The sequence below is a fragment of the Iodobacter fluviatilis genome (assembly GCF_900451195.1).
In the GTDB taxonomy this organism is placed as follows: Bacteria; Pseudomonadota; Gammaproteobacteria; order Burkholderiales; family Chitinibacteraceae; genus Iodobacter; species Iodobacter fluviatilis.
The window spans coordinates 251,388-267,361 of record NZ_UGHR01000004.1; the positions used below are offsets into that span (position 1 = coordinate 251,388).

The following is a 15,974-nucleotide window of genomic DNA, read 5'->3' on the forward strand; positions in this document are numbered from 1 at the left end:
GGAGTGTTCCTTCATGGTTTCTTCCGCGAAATTAAGAGCCAAATCCCGCCTGCCAAGGTAGGAGGGAGCCAGATCAGTAAGTGGGCGATAAGGGCAAAGGCGGCGGCAGATAGGCCGTCATTGTTTGTGAGTTTCATTGCAAGAATGGCAAAGTAATCAAAAGTGCCCACATAGCCGGGGGTGCTGGGGATTAATGTGGCCAGTGTAGCCAGTGGCAGGGCAAACCATGCGCCTGCACTATTGATGATCCCTGGCACACTTTGGGCTACGCACCACAAAGTCAGCCCTTCTAAGCCCCATACAATCAGGCTGACGGCGATCAGCGGCAAAATGCGTTTCCCACCAAGGGCAGCCAGCAGTTTGATGGCGTCTGCTGCTTCATCGGCCAGATGATTGCCACTACTGGGTGCCAGTTTATGAATGAGGCGCAGGCAGGCATCAATAAGAATCTGTAAGAAGCGTGGAAAGGCCAGTAATACAAAAATGAGCAGGGCGATAAGCGCAGCCCCTCCCGCTCCAATTTTTCCAAAGGTGGGCAGGCTGTGTATATCAAAAGCCCATAAGCCAAGCGCCAGAAACAGCAGTAGGCTGGCTAAATCGAGCAGTCTTTCTACAAAGATAGATGCGAGTACCTGGCCTGGGCCTGTGCCCAGCTCCTTGTTAAATGCAAAAGTACGCGCTAGATCTCCGGCACGAAAAGGTAAAATATTATTAAGTGCTAGGCTGCTTAAGAAGGGCTGCAGGCAGGCGCGTGGTGTGGCTTTGGGGCTGTTGGCCCGCAACATGCTGCTCCAGCGGGCTGCACGGCCAGCCAGCCCGAGCGAAAACACGATTAAGCCTGCCAGCAGCCAGAGCGGGTTGCTGCTTTTCATGGCCGCAATCAGCTGAATGCCGTCGGTTTTCTGAAAAATAAGCCCAATTAAAACAATGGCAACGATAAGTCCAATAATGGTGCGGATATGGCGTTTCATAAAGATTCTTTAAAAGAGGCGGCTGCAATCCGCCATGAGCTGCTTATGGCAGTTCAATGGATTATTTTCTATCGGTCACGGGGCTGCGTGAAAAAGTGATCTCATCGCTAAAGCCACAATATTCCTGCACAACATAGAGTGGTCTTTGCTTGGATTCTGTATAGATGCGGCCAATGTACTCGCCTAAAATGCCGACGCAAATCAGTTGAACACCCCCTAGGAACAGCACTGCAATCATTAGGGCCGTCCAGCCTTCTACCCAGATATTGGTAAAGATGCGTAAAAAGAGGGCATAAAAAATACCGATCAAGGCTAGGAAAGAAGCCCCCATGCCCATCGCCATCGCTAGCTGCAAAGGTTTGGCAGAGAAAGACATAATGCCATCGCTGGCAAAGCGGATCATTTTAGACAGCGGGTATTTACTTTCCCCGGCAAAGCGCTTGGCGCGCTGATAAGGCAGCGCAATTTGTTTAAAACCCGCCCAGCTCACCATGCCCCGCACAAAGCGATCACGCTCGGGCATGGCTTTGAGTGTGCTGACAACGGCACGGCTCATTAGCCTGAAATCACCCGTATCCAAGGGGATAGGCACATCAGATAGGCGATTAAGCAGGCGGTAAAAACCTTTGGCGGTAGTGCGTTTAAATGCCGATTCACCTGGCCTGTCGGTGCGCGTACCGTAAACTACATCGTAGCCCGCCCGCCATTTTTCTAACATGCCGTGGATGGCTTCGGGCGGGTCTTGCAGATCGGCATCGATCAGTACAACGGCGTCACCTCGGGCAGCATCGATACCGGCGGTGACCGCAATCTGGTGGCCAAAATTACGTGAAAAGCCAATCAGGCGAATACGGTTATCGTGGGTAGCGTGCTGTTTTAATATGCTGCGTGTGGCATCTTTGCTGCCATCATCGACAAAAATAAACTCTGTATCCAGATCATGAACTTCTCTGCTGAAGGCGCTCAGGCGCTTGAGTGTTTCAGCAATGACCGCTTCTTCGTTATAACAGGGCACGACAATCGACAGCAGCATCTCGTCATCCTCGGTGATATGGGCCGTGCTGATGCCGGCTCATTATTATTTTTGTCGTTTAATCCAAAGCCCCATGCGGGTATCGGGCGTGTCTAGGAAGGGGTGCCAGTCGTACCCGGGGCTAATTGCGGCATTGATTGTTTGCCATGCGGGCGACGTGCTTTCAGGCCTGCCCCAAACGACATATTTAACTTTGTTTTGTTGCAACCAAGCGAGCGGGTTATTTTGCGCTCCAGCGTAGAAGTCTTTGATTTGCTGATTGAGCAGCCAGACTTCCTGAGGTGCTCCATGCCACAGGCTGACGTGATTGGGCCAGCCAAGCAAAGAAGGCTGTTGGGAATAAAGCGAGTAGAGTGTTTGATTGGTGTAAGCATCACCTAGCCAGTTTTCCAGCACAATGCCCTTGGAGGACTGACTAAGATAGCGGATGGTGTCTTTGACTGGCGCGTCATTGCTAAACCATTGTGTACCAGCCAGTTTGCCCATATCACCCTTGGGTGTATGCCAGATATATTGCGCGGTATTGATGGCATAGCTGCAAGTAAGCAGCAAAACGCCCGTCGCGGTGTTGCGTACCCAGCGCTTGCCTGATCCTAATGCCATCGCACCTGTTGCCAGTAGCGCGCCACTCCACATCCAGCCCCACCATTTCATGGTGGTATTGGTACGCTCAAATTTACCCACGCTGGGGTCGTCTACAAAAATAAATTCACCCAAGAGCAGCATGATGGCAAAGGCGGTGACCAGAGTGATGGCCAGCGGGCGCTGGCGCTTTTCGGTGAGGGCCAGCGCAAACAGTGCAAACAGGGGCCAGAGCAGCAGAATAAACTGGGCCAGTGGGGTATGGTCTATGGAGTGCACTAGGCGGATAGGTGTGCCGATGGCTTGGCTGGCAAAGCCAGCAAGAAAAGGATAAATCAGCAGAAATCCAAGTGTGCCGCCTGCAAAAATGGCACCCCAGTCAGGTGGATTTTTGCAGTAATGCCGCCAGCCTGCCCAGGTAAACAGCAGTACCGCTAGCATGGGGGTGATCCATGTATTGGTGATCAGCATGACTGGCAACGTGAGTGCCAGCAGGCCTTGGGCAAAGCGCTTGTACAGTATTTCGTCAGGCTGATCGCGGTGTCTTTGCTCCAGCCATGCGATCAGTGCCAGCGCTAGAAACAGCAGAAAGAAGCCTCCAAGTGGTGGATGGTAATCGCCCAAGAAAAACTGATAGCCAAAGTTTTCCAGCGGCAAATCACGAGCTTCAAAATCAGCAGTGGGTTTGGTTTCCGGGGTCAGCAAGGGGAAAAGTTGTCGGCCCAAATCAGTATTGATCCGCGCATCATAGCTGCCAATAAAACGCGCACTGGCCCACATTTGATCGTTGGCCTGCCAGCTCATTGGGGTGTCGCTGGCGGGGGTCACAAATAAATTTAAAAACGGTGAAACACCGGTTCCGCCCAAGGCAAGGGCGATTATTAATACCAGACGATGTATGTGGCCTGAAACAAAGCGGGTGGTGAATTCCCATGCAAGGCTGAGGCCCAGTGCCATTAATAGTGCAAAGGAGATGTTATAGGCAAAACCAATCTCCCAGCCAAACAGCCGTCCCATGAGGGCCGCACCGTAGTGTTGAAACGCATAGTAGAAATCAAAGCGATGGCCGGCAAACCAATGATCGGGCGGCGGTAATACGCTGCCCGAATAATAATTGGCCATAAAATACAGATCAGTGACCCGCTCGGATGTTGGATAAATCGCAGGGAATATAAATTTCCAAATTAGCCCATAGGCGAGGGCCAATAGAAAGGCGATTTCGGCGGCTTTAAAACGGCTGCTTCGTGCCTCTTGTTTAAACAGATAAAGAGACGCCGCGGCTAATATTGCCGTGATGGGCCAGACGCCATTGAGATTACCTAGGCCAATAAAATGCTCAATAAAAAACAGTATGAGCGTAATCAACAGCACACCCGCTGCTCTGGCTATTGCATAGGGCAGCCAGCGGCCCAGCACCAAGGTGAGGCCAGCCAGATGCAGCCACAGCAAGGCAAGGCTTGCGGTGAGGTGAATCATCGTCATTTGTGAGCATCCCTTCTTTTTATCTAGCAGCCTGTCGGACCTAAGCTGTCCTACTGCGTAAACGCCGGACTTGGCCATATTTCGATAGTTTTTTCGTTAAATAGCCCGCTATTTGCCTCAAAAACTATCAAAATCTGTCTCAAGCCGGACATTTCCTCGTTACGGACGCTTAAGTCCGACAAGCAGCTGGGCGATGAGCGCGTGAGCCTCGTTTTTATCCTATTTCTGCATTAATTACAAATGGCGATTGTCATTTTTTATTGATGTTGATTGCATATATTCATCCGGCTTTCGTTTTCTTGTAATAATTTTAATGGGGCAATTGCTTGGATGGTCATTTTTTATTACAGATCATCCTCTTTTAAGATTTAGTCAAAGGGGATTGCTGTTGCCGGTAGCGTTCCGGAGAAAAACCAATTAATTGTTTAAACATGGCAATAAAAGCCGATGGCGTGCTATAGCCCAGCTGCCATGCAATATCCTGAATTGTTTTCCCTTCTTTTAACCATGCCAGTGCATGTAATACACGAATGCGATTGCGGCACTGGCCAAAACTCATTCCCAGCTCGCTTTGAAAACGCCGGGCCAGCGTGCGCTCGGTACTGTGCACTTCGCTGGCCCAGCTGCTTAAGCTGCGGGCATCGTCAGGCCCGGCTTGCAGCGCTTTTAAAATAGGGGAGATCAGCGTGTCGCTGCTACTGGGTAAGAAGTTTGGCGCACTTTTACACTGGCTTAACCGGGTAATCAGCAGCTCTGCCTGATTCTGATCGCTTTGATCCTGCATATGGCCAAGCTGTCGCTGACCAAAGTCGCTGATTAAAGCACCGATGAGCGGTGTGCTGGTCAGTAGGCAGGCTTCCTTTGGCAGCAGCTGGGCTAAGTGGTCTGAAACATAGATGGATGTGTAATTGAGCGCCTGGCGTACATAGGCAGAATGCGGAATATCTGCAGGTACCCAGATCAAGTAATTAGCGGGTGCGATCAGGTGCTGTTGTTCCAACTCAAGATCCATAATTCCAAGGCTAATCCAGCTTAGCTGGCCCCATGGGTGCTGATGAATACTATATTGGGTGTCAGCCTGCATCTGCTGATAGCGTAAATACAGCGGATTGGGGGCTGGAAGGGCTAAGTCGGCAGCAAAATAGGCGTTGGTCATGGTCTGTTTACTTTAACTTGTCTGTTTCTGAATATAAATTGTCTGTTTTGGCGTACTTGCATTAAAAAAGACAAGCTTATACTAGTGGCAATTTATTCATTCAGAAAGATAAGCTTGATGCCCATCCTTTTTCCCCTGCTGGCGGTCATGATCTGGGCCACCAATACCGTGGTTTCCAAAGCTGCGGCAGGCGTGCTTGATCCTGCCGCCATTTCTTTTTACCGCTGGTTTTTAGCGGCTTTAGTGCTCACGCCTTTTTGTCTGAAAGCAGTTTGGCAACAACGACTCGCCATTCGCCCCTATTTGGGTCAATTTTTAGTGCTGGCATTGTTGGGCATGGTGTTGTTTCAGTGCATTGCCTATTACGCAGCACATAGCACGACCGCCACCAATATGGGGGTGATTACTTCTTTGGTGCCGCTTTCATCTTTGCTACTGAATGCATTTATCACTAAAACCAAGCCTAGTGCCGCTGCCGCTCTGGGGATTTTTTGCTCGTTTTGTGGCGTCTTGTATCTGCTGGGTAAAGGGCATCCTGCCAGCTTGTTACTGAGCGGGGTTAATCATGGTGATGCCCTGATGCTGATCGGCACGGTGGCCTATGCCCTATATGGCATTCTTTTACGCCGTTGGGCCTTGCCGTTTAGCCACTGGCAGAATCTGTACATACAAATTGTGCTGGCTGTTGTGATTTTGATTCCGGTGGCGTTTAGTGCGCAAACGATGGCGATTCCGCAGCAGGGCATAGGCTTGGTTCTGTTTGCAGGGATTGCTTCGTCTTTGATTGCCGCTTATTGCTGGATGCAGGGTGTACATCGCTTAGGTGCTGATCGTACTGCGGTATTTATGAATTTGCTGCCTTTATTCACGGCTTTGATTGCGATGTTCAGTCTTGGGGAAAAAATTCAAGGCTATCATTTATTAGGTGGCGGTCTGGTGCTGTTCGGGGTTGTTTTGGCACAAATTAAATCATGGCGATTTGCATTGATTACAAAATAATGAAATAAAACGTGTTGGGTTTTATTCACAAAAACGCACTTTATTCTTTTGATTGCAAAAGAGGAAAGTGCGTTTTTTTTTGTGGCTCTGTTAGGTTTTTTTGCCACGGACGCTTGTATTTACTGAGTCATAAGACCTTGCCGCAGATGATTGCCAGCACTTGTATAGCGTAGCTTTTGTGTCTGCTTGTGTGAGCATCATCGCATTGCGGTGTAAGTTAAAACCCTAGGTGCTGATGTTTTTGGCATAATCCGGTTTTTGGTTTAAAAGTGAGTCCTGAGCGATGTGTTTTAGTCGGGCTGAGTATCTGGCTTTAAACAGTATTAGTTGCTTCTTATTTATTTAATGGTAATGAACTGATTAATTAAACGAAGTGACCATTAATGATAATTAAATAGCGGCTTGCTATAGTGTTTGGGGTTTCTGCAATCGTAATCCATAGAATGATACGAGCAGATTAATGCTTGGGAATAATTAAATACTTATTTAGCTAGCTTGCCCTTGGCTTATTGTTTTTTAGTGTATTTTTTTTAAAAAATAATGTCTTAGCCTAGCAAGGGGCTGTGTTTGGTTATGCGGCATGACTGAAGTTTTAAAATTAAATGGTTTGATGCGCTGGCATCAAGCCGGGGAGATATAAACATCATGCGAGTGACACATATTATTGCAGCGCTGGGTATTACGCTCAGCGCGTACGCTCAGGCTGGTATTGTTGATTTTGGCGTTGCCAATGGTTATAGCGGCTTTTTCTTTGGCAATGTGAATGCGGCTTCGGACATTGAAGGCCGTTTGGCTGTGGGTGGAAACCTGACTTCAGGGTTTGACATCGGCTATCGCAATCCCTATGGCTCCACAGCACCTTCTTTGGTTGTACAAGGTAATGTATCTTTAACTGGCCCATGGGGCAAAGTGGGCTCTGTTTATAATGGGCCAAAAACTAATATTGATACCAATACATCAATTGGCCCCAGCTCGATTGATCTCAGCTCCTTGAATAAAGGCAATCTTGTTTATGGTGGTTCATTAGCTGCGGTTAACTGGCAGTATGGAGTGGCTGTAAAGAATGCCAGTTTTCTTGATTTTGCTGCAGCCAAGACGCAGTTGAGTGGTTTATCTTCCTTCTTATCCGGGCAGGCTCAGCTGGGGAGCTGGACAAACAGTGGTGGTGGCCTAGTTTTGACGGGCGATGGTCAATCAGATGTGCAGGTTTTTAATCTGGGCAATACGGCACTGCAAAATATCTCACTGAAAAACGTGAAAGCCGGTGCCAATATCATCATCAACAGCACTTTATCTGATGTCGTATTTTCGGGAGATTTTGGCGGTAATTTAGCCGGATCCAAAGACCCGCTGGCCTTGCATCGTGACCGGATTATTTACAACTTAAGCAATGCTAAGAGTGTAAACGTTTCGACCTTCTTAAATGGTAGCGTACTTGCCGTCAATGCAGATGTTGTTGGCTCGGGGCATCTTGAAGGCACGTTGATTGCTAATTCATTAAGTGCCGGAGCAAATGGCAAACTTGAATTAGGCTACGAGCCCTATAAAGGCAGCGCATTGCCTGTACCAGAGCCTGAAACCTACGCCCTGATGGGTTTAGGGCTGGTTGGCTTAGTGATGCGTCGCCGTAGTAAAAAATAAGCAGTGTGATGAATAAAAAAACGGGGAAGCTTTGGCTTCCCCGTTTTTGTATAGATGGCTGAATCACTCCAGCCCTGATCAATCGCTTACAGCCCCGCAGCAGCGCGCAGGATCTCGACTTTATCAGTGCGCTCCCACGAGAAATCTGGCTCTTCACGGCCAAAGTGGCCGTAGGCTGCAGTGCGTGTGTATACCGGACGCAGCAAATCAAGCATCTGGATAATGCCTTTCGGGCGTAAATCGAAGTGCTGTTTGATCAGCTCTACAATCTCGTGCTCAGGCAATTTACCTGTGCCCCATGTATCCACCATGATCGATACCGGTTGTGCTACACCAATTGCGTAAGACACTTGTACTAGGCATTGCTTGGCAATACCGGCAGCAACGATATTTTTTGCCACATAACGGCCAGCGTAGGCGGCTGAGCGGTCTACCTTGGATGGGTCTTTACCCGAGAAAGCACCGCCGCCGTGAGGGGCTGCACCGCCGTAGGTATCCACAATGATTTTACGGCCGGTTAAACCGCAATCGCCCATCGGGCCGCCGATGACAAAACGGCCTGTCGGGTTAATCAGGTATTTGGTGCCCACTAATAATTCGGGCGGGATCACTGGCTTAATGATTTCTTCAATCACGGCTTCAGCAAGCTGAGCGTGGCTGACATCCGGGTGGTGCTGGGTAGACAGTACGATGGTGTCGATGCCGGTGGCCATACCGGTGTCTTTGTCGTAGCGCACGGTTACTTGCGATTTAGCATCCGGGCGCAGCCAAGGCAGGCGGCCGTCTTTGCGAACTTCAGACTGGCGCTGCATCAGGCGGTGCGAGTAGTAAATCGGCATAGGCATCAGCTGCGGTGTTTCATCGCAGGCATAACCAAACATCAGGCCTTGATCGCCAGCGCCTTGGTCTAAATCTAAGCCTTGACCTTCGTTTACACCTTGAGCGATATCCGGGCTTTGCTTGTCGTAAGCCACCAGCACCGCGCAAGTTTTGTAATCAAAGCCAATATCGCTATGGTCGTAGCCAATGCGCTTGATGGTATCTCTGGCAATTTGAATATAATCCACATTGGCATGCGTGGTAATTTCACCAGCTAGGACCACAAGACCGGTATTTACCAGCGTTTCGGCGGCCACGCGGGCGTGTTTGTCTTGCGTCAGAATAGCGTCAAGGATGGAATCCGAGATTTGGTCTGCCACCTTATCTGGATGGCCTTCAGAAACCGATTCAGAGGTAAAGAGGAATTCTTGCATTATTGTTTCCCTGTCAATGAGGGGCTTACTAAGGGTTTTCTTCATAAAGTGATTTGTTACATGCTTGCACAAATGACTTATTGTCCTAAACGCTTAGTAACAGCCTGTTTTGCCGGTAGAATCCGGAGCCTGCCCTTGGATGCGTAAAAACCTGATGCTGCTGCTTAAACCTATTGCTTACTTGCCCCTATGGCTATTTCATGGCCTTGGAGCCTTGCTTGGCTGGCTGGCTTGGCTGTTATCGCCACGCTACAGACAGCGTTTGGCTGCCAACTTGCAGCAGTCGGGTATTGCGCAAAATGGCGGAGATTATAAGCGATTGCACCGCTTAAGTGTGAGTGCCCATGGCATGGGGGCGTTAGAACTTTTACCAGCTTGGCTTAGAACGCCAGAGCAGGTTGGCCGTTGGGTGAAGGAACGCGACGGCTGGGAGCATGTTGAAGCGGCAATGCAAAGTGGTCGGCCCATGATGTTTGTTTCTCCGCATCTTGGTGGAATCGAGGTCTGTGGTGTGTATATAAGCACACAGATTCCCTGCGTGCTGGCCGCTTTATACCGGCCTCCCAAGCTTAAATGGTTAGAGCCTTTGATGGTGACAGGGCGAAACCGCGCCAATGGCCGTGCTGCGCCTGCGAATGCCAGTGGCGTAAAGATCTTACTGCGCACCTTAAAAGAGAAGCAAGCAATTTATATACTCCCGGATCAGGCTCCCGGGGCAGGGGAAGGAGCTTGGGCTCCATTCTTTGGTAAGCTTGCTTACACCATGACTTTATTGCCTCGTTTAAGCAAATCAACTCAGCCTGTGATCCTGATGTGCTTTGCCGAGCGCCTGTCTTGGGGGCGTGGATTTAAAATGCATTTTGCCCCGCTGGATGAAGCCTTCGTGGGCGATACACAGGCTGATGCCCTTATTTTGAACCGCAATGTAGAAGCCATGATCCGCCGTGCTCCCAGCCAGTATTTGTGGAGTTACAACCGTTATAAGCGCCCCGCAGGCGCACCCTTGCCCGAGGATGTATGAGTTACCGTTTGTTGATTATTTTGTTCTGGTGTTTAAGCTGGCTGCCTTTATCACTCTTACGTTGCCTAGGATCTGTGCTGGGCCGGGTACTCTATTTTGCAGTAAAAAGCCGGCGTAAAATCGGGCTGACTAATTTACAACTCTGCTTTCCAGAGTGGCCCGAGGGGCAGCATGAGTGTGTATTAAAACAACACTACCAAGAGCTTTGCACCTGCATTTTTTATTACAGTAAGCTTTGGTTTGGCTCTCAGGCGCAAGTAGAGCGCTTGGTGCGTCGCGAAGGTTTTGAGCATTTTACTAAGGTAGAAACGGAGCACGTCATTATTCTGGCTCCACATTTTTTGGGGCTGGATTTTGGCGGTGTACGGCATATGGTTGATCATCGCGGCGCGAGTATGTATTCATCGTCGCACGATAATGCGTTTGATTTAATGCTTCTGCGTGGGCGCAGTCGTTTTAATGAGCCGCTCCTAGTGAAGCGCAGCGAAGGTATTCGGGGTATTTTGCGGGCCATTAAACAGGGCGTTTGTTTTTACTACCTGCCCGATCAAGATCTGGGGCCTAAAGAATCTGTATTTGTTCCATTTTTTGGAATTCAGACGGCCACCGTACCTGGCTTATCGCGTCTTGCCTTAATGGGCAAAGCAAAAGTACTGCCGATGATTACCACGCTGGAAAAAGACGGCTTTGTTAGCCGTTACTACCCCGCATGGGAAAACTTTCCCAGCGATGATGCGCTGGCGGATACGGCCCGTATGAATGCTTTTATTGAAGAGCGGATTCGCGAGCACCCTTCGCAGTATTACTGGCTGCACCGCCGCTTTAAAACCCGACCTGAGGGTGAGGCAAGCGTATATTAAAGCCTTGAATGGGCCTGTTGCTGCCCTAGCTGTTTTTTTGTGTGGGTAAAGCAGGGCAAAGAGACAGGCCTTTACCAGACTTTGCTAGGTAAAGGCCTCTGCTGCTTAAAGCCTGTTGAGGTGTTTTGTAATCAGCCAGGGCTGCTATTTATCAGTCATCCTGATGCAGCTGCTGCAAAAGTTCACGCAGGCACTGGCTGTCTTCTGCAACCAGCATTTTTTCTACCAAAGGCTTAATTTTCTGCATTTGGCCGGTCAGAATTTCTTGTTTTACCTTCAGCAGCTGAATCGGCAGCATAGAAAATCGTCTTAGTCCAAGGCCCAGTAAAAGCCGCGTGAGCGCCGGGTCGCCCGCCATTTCCCCGCACATCGAAACTGGCTTGCCAAGGCGATTGGCCGTGCTGATCACATGGTGCAGCAGCTGAATAACGGCCGGGTGCAGCGGATCATAGAGGTGTGAAACTGAATCATCGTTTCGGTCAACGGCCAGCGTGTACTGAATTAAGTCATTTGTGCCGATCGAGATAAAATCAAGATGCGCTAAAAACTGGGCTACCTGCACGGCTGCTGCGGGCACTTCGATCATGCCGCCCAGCTCGATATTTTCATCAAAAGCGATATGGTCTTCGCGTAACTGTGCTTTGGCTTCTTCCAGATGCTTACGGGTTTGCCTTACTTCGCCCACATAAGAGAGCATGGGCAGCAGTAGCTTAATCTTGCCATAGGCAGAGGCCCGCAGTAGAGCGCGCAGCTGGGTGCGAAACATTTGTGGCTCGGCCATGCAAAGACGAATACCGGTCAGCCCCAGCGCCGGGTTAGGCGTTTCACGCTCTTGCTGCCATTTAGGTATTTTGTCTTTGCCCAAGTCTACGGTACGAATAATCACCGGCTGGCCTTTCATGGCTTCAGCGACTTGCTTATAGGCGAGGAACTGTTCTTCTTCTGTGGGTAAATCGGATTCGGATAAAAATAAAAATTCGGAGCGGAACAGGCCCACGCCTGTCGCCCCGTTTTCTATAGACAAAATGCAATCGTCGGGTACTTCAATATTGGCAAACAGCTCGATTTCTTCGCCATCTTTGGTAACAGGGCGGCTGGTGCGGATATCTTGCAGTGCTTGTTGTTTTTTCAGCCAGTCTGCTTGCAGATGGCGGTATTCTTTGAGGATGATTTCATCGGGGTCGATAATCACCACGCCGTTAATGCCGTCGACAATAATCAGCTCATCTTCGCGGATTAGCTCGCGGGCGTGGCGCAGCGCCAGTACCGATGGCAAATCTAAGCTGCGGGCCAAAATCGCGGTGTGAGAAGTCGGGCCACCCACATCGGTAATAAAGGCAAGATAGGCCGTATCTTTAAACAACACCATATCGGCCGGGCTGAGGTCATGTGCAACCAGAATGCAGTCGGGGGCAATTTCGGCAAGAGCGTGTGAATGGTTTTCGTGGCCTGCCAGCGTTTTAAAAACCCGCTCTACCACCTGAATCACATCGCTGCGGCGCTCTCTGAGGTATTCGTCTTCGATCTCATCAAACTGAGCGAGCAGTACTTCCAGCTGCAGCTTAAGCGCCCATTCCGCATTGCAATGCTGCTGTTCGATCAGATTGCGTGGCTCTTTGGAGAGCATATGATCATTTAGCAGCATAATATGCAGCGATAAAAATGCGCCCAGCTCGGCGGGGGCATTTTCAGGGATACTACCCCAAAGCATTTCTAAGGATTTTCGGGTTACCCGGATGGCATCATCAAAGCGGGCCAGTTCGGCGGGGATGTCTGCATCAGTCAGTTGATAGTGAGCAATTTCGATATCGGCATGCGATATAAGGTGGGCCTGCCCAATTGCAATCCCACCCCCAATGCCAATCCCTTGCAGCGTAATGCTCATAAATCTTCCTCTTTTGCCACCGTGCCGGTGATCGCGGTCGTTATTTTGAGTACAAAACTGATCTGAACTATCCCTGATAATGCCTGTTGTCTTGCAGTTTTAAATAAATATTTTATGACGGAATGATGAGACAGAGCCTTATTCGCCTTCGCCAAACTTATCAGCGATTAAGGCAGAGATTGCCGTCATTGCGCTTTCTGCATCCGGACCGTTGTCAGTTTCTAGCAGAATTTTGCTGCCTTTGCCTGCAGCTAACATCATGACGCCCATAATTGACTTGGCATTCACCCGTTTTTGATTGCGGCTGAGCCAGACTTCACACTGAAACTGGCTGGCCAGCTGGGTGAGCTTGCTGGATGCACGGGCATGTAAACCCAATTTGTTTATGATTTCTACTTCACTTGTTGGCATATCACTTATTCCTGAGCGCTGCTGAGCAGCTTATAGAGAACACCTTCCAAACCGCCTGAAATTGCTTTACTGACGGCAATCTATACGTCACTTTGCTATCCCGCTGATTTCTGCATGCTGCCGCGCAGCATGCAAAAAACGCGTTTTACTTTTATTTCTGCTACCTATTCCTGAGCGCTGTCGGGCAGCATATAGAGCACACCTTCTAAGCCTCCGGTAATGGCCTTACTCACGACAACTTCAAGCGCCTGGTGGCTGTAGCTCAGTGTTCTGACCAGCATGGGCAGATTTACACCGGCAATCGCTTCTACTTTGCCTGCCCTGACTAAACGCTGAGCGACATTTGATGGCGTGCCGCCATAGATATCGGTCAGCAGCAGTACACCCGAGCCATCGTCTAATTGGCTGATCATTTCGTTGGCGCGTCTTACTACGTCGTCGGGCTCATCTGCTTTGCTTACTGATAACTGCAGTAAGTTTGGCAGATCCCGCGCCATAATATGTTGGGCACACGAGACTAAGGCTTCGCCTAAAGACACATGCGTCACAATGATAATACCAACCATACCTTCCTACCTTAACGGGTGTAAGTTTGATGTTATTAAATACAAGAAAGCAAGATGCTCTAAATATACCGCTTTTGCTTGCTACCGTAAGCGGTAAATATGTACTGGGTGCTTGATCCATGTCAGCCGGCGTTGTAAATCTGCTGTCACATAGACACTGCCATCATTACCTACGAGGAGTACATCATGCAATCCAAAACGTTTGGCATGGCGTAATGTATTTCCTATGCCATCAATAAAAATAGGTTTAGTGGCTGCGTCAGAGATCGCTCCTGCCTCTAAGCTGGGCGGGGCAATCACAGTAGCGGCTTCCATGGTGGTGGCTGGCTGGCCGGTTCGCGGGTCGATTAAATGGGAGTAGCGTTTGCCCGCTACTTCAAAAAAACGCTGGTAATCGCCCGAAGTGCCAATTGCTTCGCCATCTCTTAAAGCAATCGTCGCCATAGCTTGCGGCTCTCGCGGGTGTTGTATGCCCACAATCCATGGTGTCTGATCTTTTTTGCCCAGTGCCAGTACATTGCCGCCGACATTAATCAGCGCGTTATTCACCCGGTGTTTACGCAAATAGGCTGCTGCACGATCAAGCGCCCAGCCCTTGGCAAAGCCGCCGGTATCGATTTTTACTGCCGGATTACTGCTGCTCACCGTGGTCGCATCAAAAGTCAGGTCGCTCATTCTGGGCTGGGCAGCCAGCAGATCCGCGATTGTTTCGCTCTTGGGCAGTGTGGCGGTGTAGTTATCTTTATGAAAGCCCCATGCTTCAACGAGGCCACCCATAGCAGGGTTAAACAGCTGCTCAGATTGATCGGCATACTGGCTGGCTTGTTTGAGTAAGCTCGCTGTTTCGGTATCGATAATGGCCGACTCACCCTTGGCAAAGCTGGCATTTATCCGGGTGATTTCGGAGGGCAGCCAAGGGTGCAGACGGGTATGAATGCGATCTAAATCGGCAAATACTGCGGCGGCATGTTTTTGCGCTACATCTTCGGGCAAGCCCCAGATAGACAGCTGTACCCGCGTGCCAAATACATAGCTTTCTTGCTGATAAAGCGGCGCCCTGCTGCAAGCGCTTAATAGCAGCAGGGCAATCAGCAAGCAGAGGCGTTTCATGCTGCGGCGTGCTTTTCTAGCGCATCAATAAAGAGGGCTGCAACGTTGATGCCAGATTGTGCGGTAATCTCAGCGAAGCAGGTCGGGCTAGTAACATTCACCTCGGTGAGGTTTTCGCCAATCACATCCAGCCCCACCAGCAGCAAGCCTTGGGCCGCCAGCTGCGGCCCCAGTGCCTCGGCAATTTCCCGGTCTCTGGCTGTTAATGGCCTTGCCACGCCGCTGCCGCCTGCCGCTAGATTGCCGCGTGTTTCACCCGCCTTGGGAATCCGTGCTAGGCACCAGTCCACCGGCTTGCCATCGATCAGCAGAATGCGCTTATCGCCTTCTTTAATTGCCGCAATATAGCGCTGCGCCATAATGGTTTGTGTGCCGTTGGCTGTCAGCGTTTCGATAATCGAGCCTACATTCGGATCCGCCTGTGTAAGACGGAAAATCCCTGTGCCGCCCATGCCATCCAGTGGCTTGAGAATAATGTCGCCGTGCTCAGCCAAAAACGCCCGCACATCGCTTTCAGACTGGGTAACCAGCGTAGGCGCAGTGAATTGTGGAAACTTTAAAATGGCCAGCTTTTCATTAAAGTCGCGCAGGGCTTGGCCACGGTTAAATACTTTTGCACCCTGTGCTTCGGCCAGCGTAAACAATTGGGTGGCATAGAAATACTGCTGATCAAAGGGTGGGTCTGTACGCATGATTACGGCATCGAAGTCTTTCAGTGCCGTAATGGCGGCCTCATCCTGGGTATACCATTCATGGCCGCTTTGCGTGTCGGTAAAATGCAGCCGGGCTGCCCGAGCTTCTACAAGGCCGTCTTTAACTCTTAGGTTTTCAGCGCCGCAGGTAAACAGCAAATGCCCGCGCAAATCCGCCTCACGCATCATGGCGTAGCTGCTGTCTTTGTAAATTTTTAAGCTGGCAAGCGGATCAAGCACGACAAGGATTTTCATAGCGGCCTTCATGTTGGGAGTTGTGAGTCGGGAGTCGTGAGTGGATAAGTTGGTTTT

14 protein-coding genes are annotated in these 15,974 nt (G+C 50.0%); 4 read left to right on the plus strand and 10 right to left on the minus strand.

Annotated features, from left to right (window positions below; genetic code table 11):
• Positions 1–11: 11 nt before the first annotated feature.
• The 4 genes from DYD62_RS19895 to DYD62_RS19910 all read right to left on the minus strand — a co-directional run bounded on the left by DYD62_RS19895 (position 12) and on the right by DYD62_RS19910 (position 5,224).
• Positions 12–971 carry a lysylphosphatidylglycerol synthase transmembrane domain-containing protein gene (locus tag DYD62_RS19895; RefSeq protein ID WP_115229402.1) on the minus strand — a complete coding sequence of 320 codons (960 nt, stop codon included), beginning with the start codon at positions 969–971 and terminating at the stop codon, positions 12–14.
• Between the two features lie 61 nt (positions 972–1,032).
• Entirely contained in the window at positions 1,033–2,004 is a 972-nt protein-coding gene (locus DYD62_RS19900; RefSeq protein WP_115229405.1) for a glycosyltransferase family 2 protein, read from the minus strand.
• A gap of 45 nt (positions 2,005–2,049) precedes the next feature.
• Complete coding sequence (locus DYD62_RS19905; RefSeq protein ID WP_165928657.1) at positions 2,050–4,068, minus strand: DUF2298 domain-containing protein; 2,019 nt, start codon at positions 4,066–4,068, stop codon at positions 2,050–2,052.
• Positions 4,069–4,429: 361 nt separating this feature from the next.
• On the minus strand, positions 4,430–5,224 hold the full coding sequence (locus tag DYD62_RS19910) for an AraC family transcriptional regulator (protein ID WP_115229410.1): 795 nt from the start codon (positions 5,222–5,224) through the stop codon (positions 4,430–4,432).
• A gap of 117 nt (positions 5,225–5,341) precedes the next feature.
• On the opposite strand from DYD62_RS19910, the gene DYD62_RS19915 reads away from it, so the two are divergent.
• Both DYD62_RS19915 and DYD62_RS24145 read left to right on the plus strand, forming a co-directional pair.
• Complete coding sequence (locus DYD62_RS19915) at positions 5,342–6,223, plus strand: DMT family transporter (protein ID WP_115229412.1); 882 nt, start codon at positions 5,342–5,344, stop codon at positions 6,221–6,223.
• Positions 6,224–6,868: 645 nt separating this feature from the next.
• Positions 6,869–7,864, plus strand: coding sequence for a collagen-binding domain-containing protein (locus tag DYD62_RS24145; protein ID WP_115229414.1), 996 nt, complete (start codon positions 6,869–6,871; stop codon positions 7,862–7,864).
• A gap of 86 nt (positions 7,865–7,950) precedes the next feature.
• Here DYD62_RS24145 and metK read toward each other — a convergent pair whose 3' ends face one another.
• Positions 7,951–9,117: a methionine adenosyltransferase gene (gene metK / locus DYD62_RS19925; protein ID WP_115229417.1), complete on the minus strand. Its 1,167-nt coding sequence runs from the start codon at positions 9,115–9,117 to the stop codon at positions 7,951–7,953.
• A gap of 139 nt (positions 9,118–9,256) precedes the next feature.
• Between metK and DYD62_RS19930 the strand changes: the two genes are divergently transcribed.
• Both DYD62_RS19930 and DYD62_RS19935 read left to right on the plus strand, forming a co-directional pair.
• Positions 9,257–10,138, plus strand: coding sequence for a lysophospholipid acyltransferase family protein (locus DYD62_RS19930; protein WP_115229419.1), 882 nt, complete (start codon positions 9,257–9,259; stop codon positions 10,136–10,138).
• Positions 10,135–10,998 (plus strand): lysophospholipid acyltransferase family protein, encoded by an 864-nt coding sequence (locus tag DYD62_RS19935; protein WP_115229422.1) that lies wholly within the window; start codon positions 10,135–10,137, stop codon positions 10,996–10,998. Before DYD62_RS19930 ends, DYD62_RS19935 begins: the two co-directional genes overlap by 4 nt.
• 151 nt (positions 10,999–11,149) lie before the next feature.
• Here DYD62_RS19935 and ptsP read toward each other — a convergent pair whose 3' ends face one another.
• The 5 genes from ptsP to gshB form a co-directional block, all read right to left on the minus strand.
• Positions 11,150–12,883: a phosphoenolpyruvate--protein phosphotransferase gene (gene ptsP / locus DYD62_RS19940; RefSeq protein WP_115229425.1), complete on the minus strand. Its 1,734-nt coding sequence runs from the start codon at positions 12,881–12,883 to the stop codon at positions 11,150–11,152.
• 138 nt (positions 12,884–13,021) lie between these two features.
• On the minus strand, positions 13,022–13,294 hold the full coding sequence (locus DYD62_RS19945; RefSeq protein WP_099396356.1) for an HPr family phosphocarrier protein: 273 nt from the start codon (positions 13,292–13,294) through the stop codon (positions 13,022–13,024).
• Between the two features lie 164 nt (positions 13,295–13,458).
• The gene (locus DYD62_RS19950; RefSeq protein WP_115229428.1) at positions 13,459–13,860 is read right to left on the minus strand and encodes a PTS sugar transporter subunit IIA; all 402 of its coding nucleotides are present in this window, start codon (positions 13,858–13,860) and stop codon (positions 13,459–13,461) included.
• Positions 13,861–13,941: 81 nt separating this feature from the next.
• Positions 13,942–14,970 (minus strand): FAD:protein FMN transferase, encoded by a 1,029-nt coding sequence (locus DYD62_RS19955; RefSeq protein ID WP_115229430.1) that lies wholly within the window; start codon positions 14,968–14,970, stop codon positions 13,942–13,944.
• Positions 14,967–15,917: a glutathione synthase gene (gene gshB / locus DYD62_RS19960; protein ID WP_115229433.1), complete on the minus strand. Its 951-nt coding sequence runs from the start codon at positions 15,915–15,917 to the stop codon at positions 14,967–14,969. Before gshB ends, DYD62_RS19955 begins: the two co-directional genes overlap by 4 nt.
• Between the last annotated feature and the right edge of the window lie 57 nt (positions 15,918–15,974).

Excerpts from the sequence above, each read along its gene's own strand:
- DYD62_RS19945 (WP_099396356.1), bottom strand. The coding sequence starts at position 13,294 with ATGCCAACAAGTGAAGTAGAAATCATAAACAAATTGGGTTTACATGCC.
- DYD62_RS19915 (WP_115229412.1), top strand. The coding sequence starts at position 5,342 with ATGCCCATCCTTTTTCCCCTGCTGGCGGTCATGATCTGGGCCACCAAT.
- DYD62_RS19895 (WP_115229402.1), bottom strand. The coding sequence starts at position 971 with ATGAAACGCCATATCCGCACCATTATTGGACTTATCGTTGCCATTGTT.
- DYD62_RS19935 (WP_115229422.1), top strand. The coding sequence starts at position 10,135 with ATGAGTTACCGTTTGTTGATTATTTTGTTCTGGTGTTTAAGCTGGCTG.
- DYD62_RS19930 (WP_115229419.1), top strand. The coding sequence starts at position 9,257 with ATGCGTAAAAACCTGATGCTGCTGCTTAAACCTATTGCTTACTTGCCC.
- DYD62_RS19955 (WP_115229430.1), bottom strand. The coding sequence starts at position 14,970 with ATGAAACGCCTCTGCTTGCTGATTGCCCTGCTGCTATTAAGCGCTTGC.
- DYD62_RS19900 (WP_115229405.1), bottom strand. The coding sequence starts at position 2,004 with ATGCTGCTGTCGATTGTCGTGCCCTGTTATAACGAAGAAGCGGTCATT.
- DYD62_RS19950 (WP_115229428.1), bottom strand. The coding sequence starts at position 13,860 with ATGGTTGGTATTATCATTGTGACGCATGTGTCTTTAGGCGAAGCCTTA.
- gshB (WP_115229433.1), bottom strand. The coding sequence starts at position 15,917 with ATGAAAATCCTTGTCGTGCTTGATCCGCTTGCCAGCTTAAAAATTTAC.
- ptsP (WP_115229425.1), bottom strand. The coding sequence starts at position 12,883 with ATGAGCATTACGCTGCAAGGGATTGGCATTGGGGGTGGGATTGCAATT.
- DYD62_RS24145 (WP_115229414.1), top strand. The coding sequence starts at position 6,869 with ATGCGAGTGACACATATTATTGCAGCGCTGGGTATTACGCTCAGCGCG.
- metK (WP_115229417.1), bottom strand. The coding sequence starts at position 9,117 with ATGCAAGAATTCCTCTTTACCTCTGAATCGGTTTCTGAAGGCCATCCA.
- DYD62_RS19910 (WP_115229410.1), bottom strand. The coding sequence starts at position 5,224 with ATGACCAACGCCTATTTTGCTGCCGACTTAGCCCTTCCAGCCCCCAAT.
- DYD62_RS19905 (WP_165928657.1), bottom strand. The coding sequence starts at position 4,068 with ATGACGATGATTCACCTCACCGCAAGCCTTGCCTTGCTGTGGCTGCAT.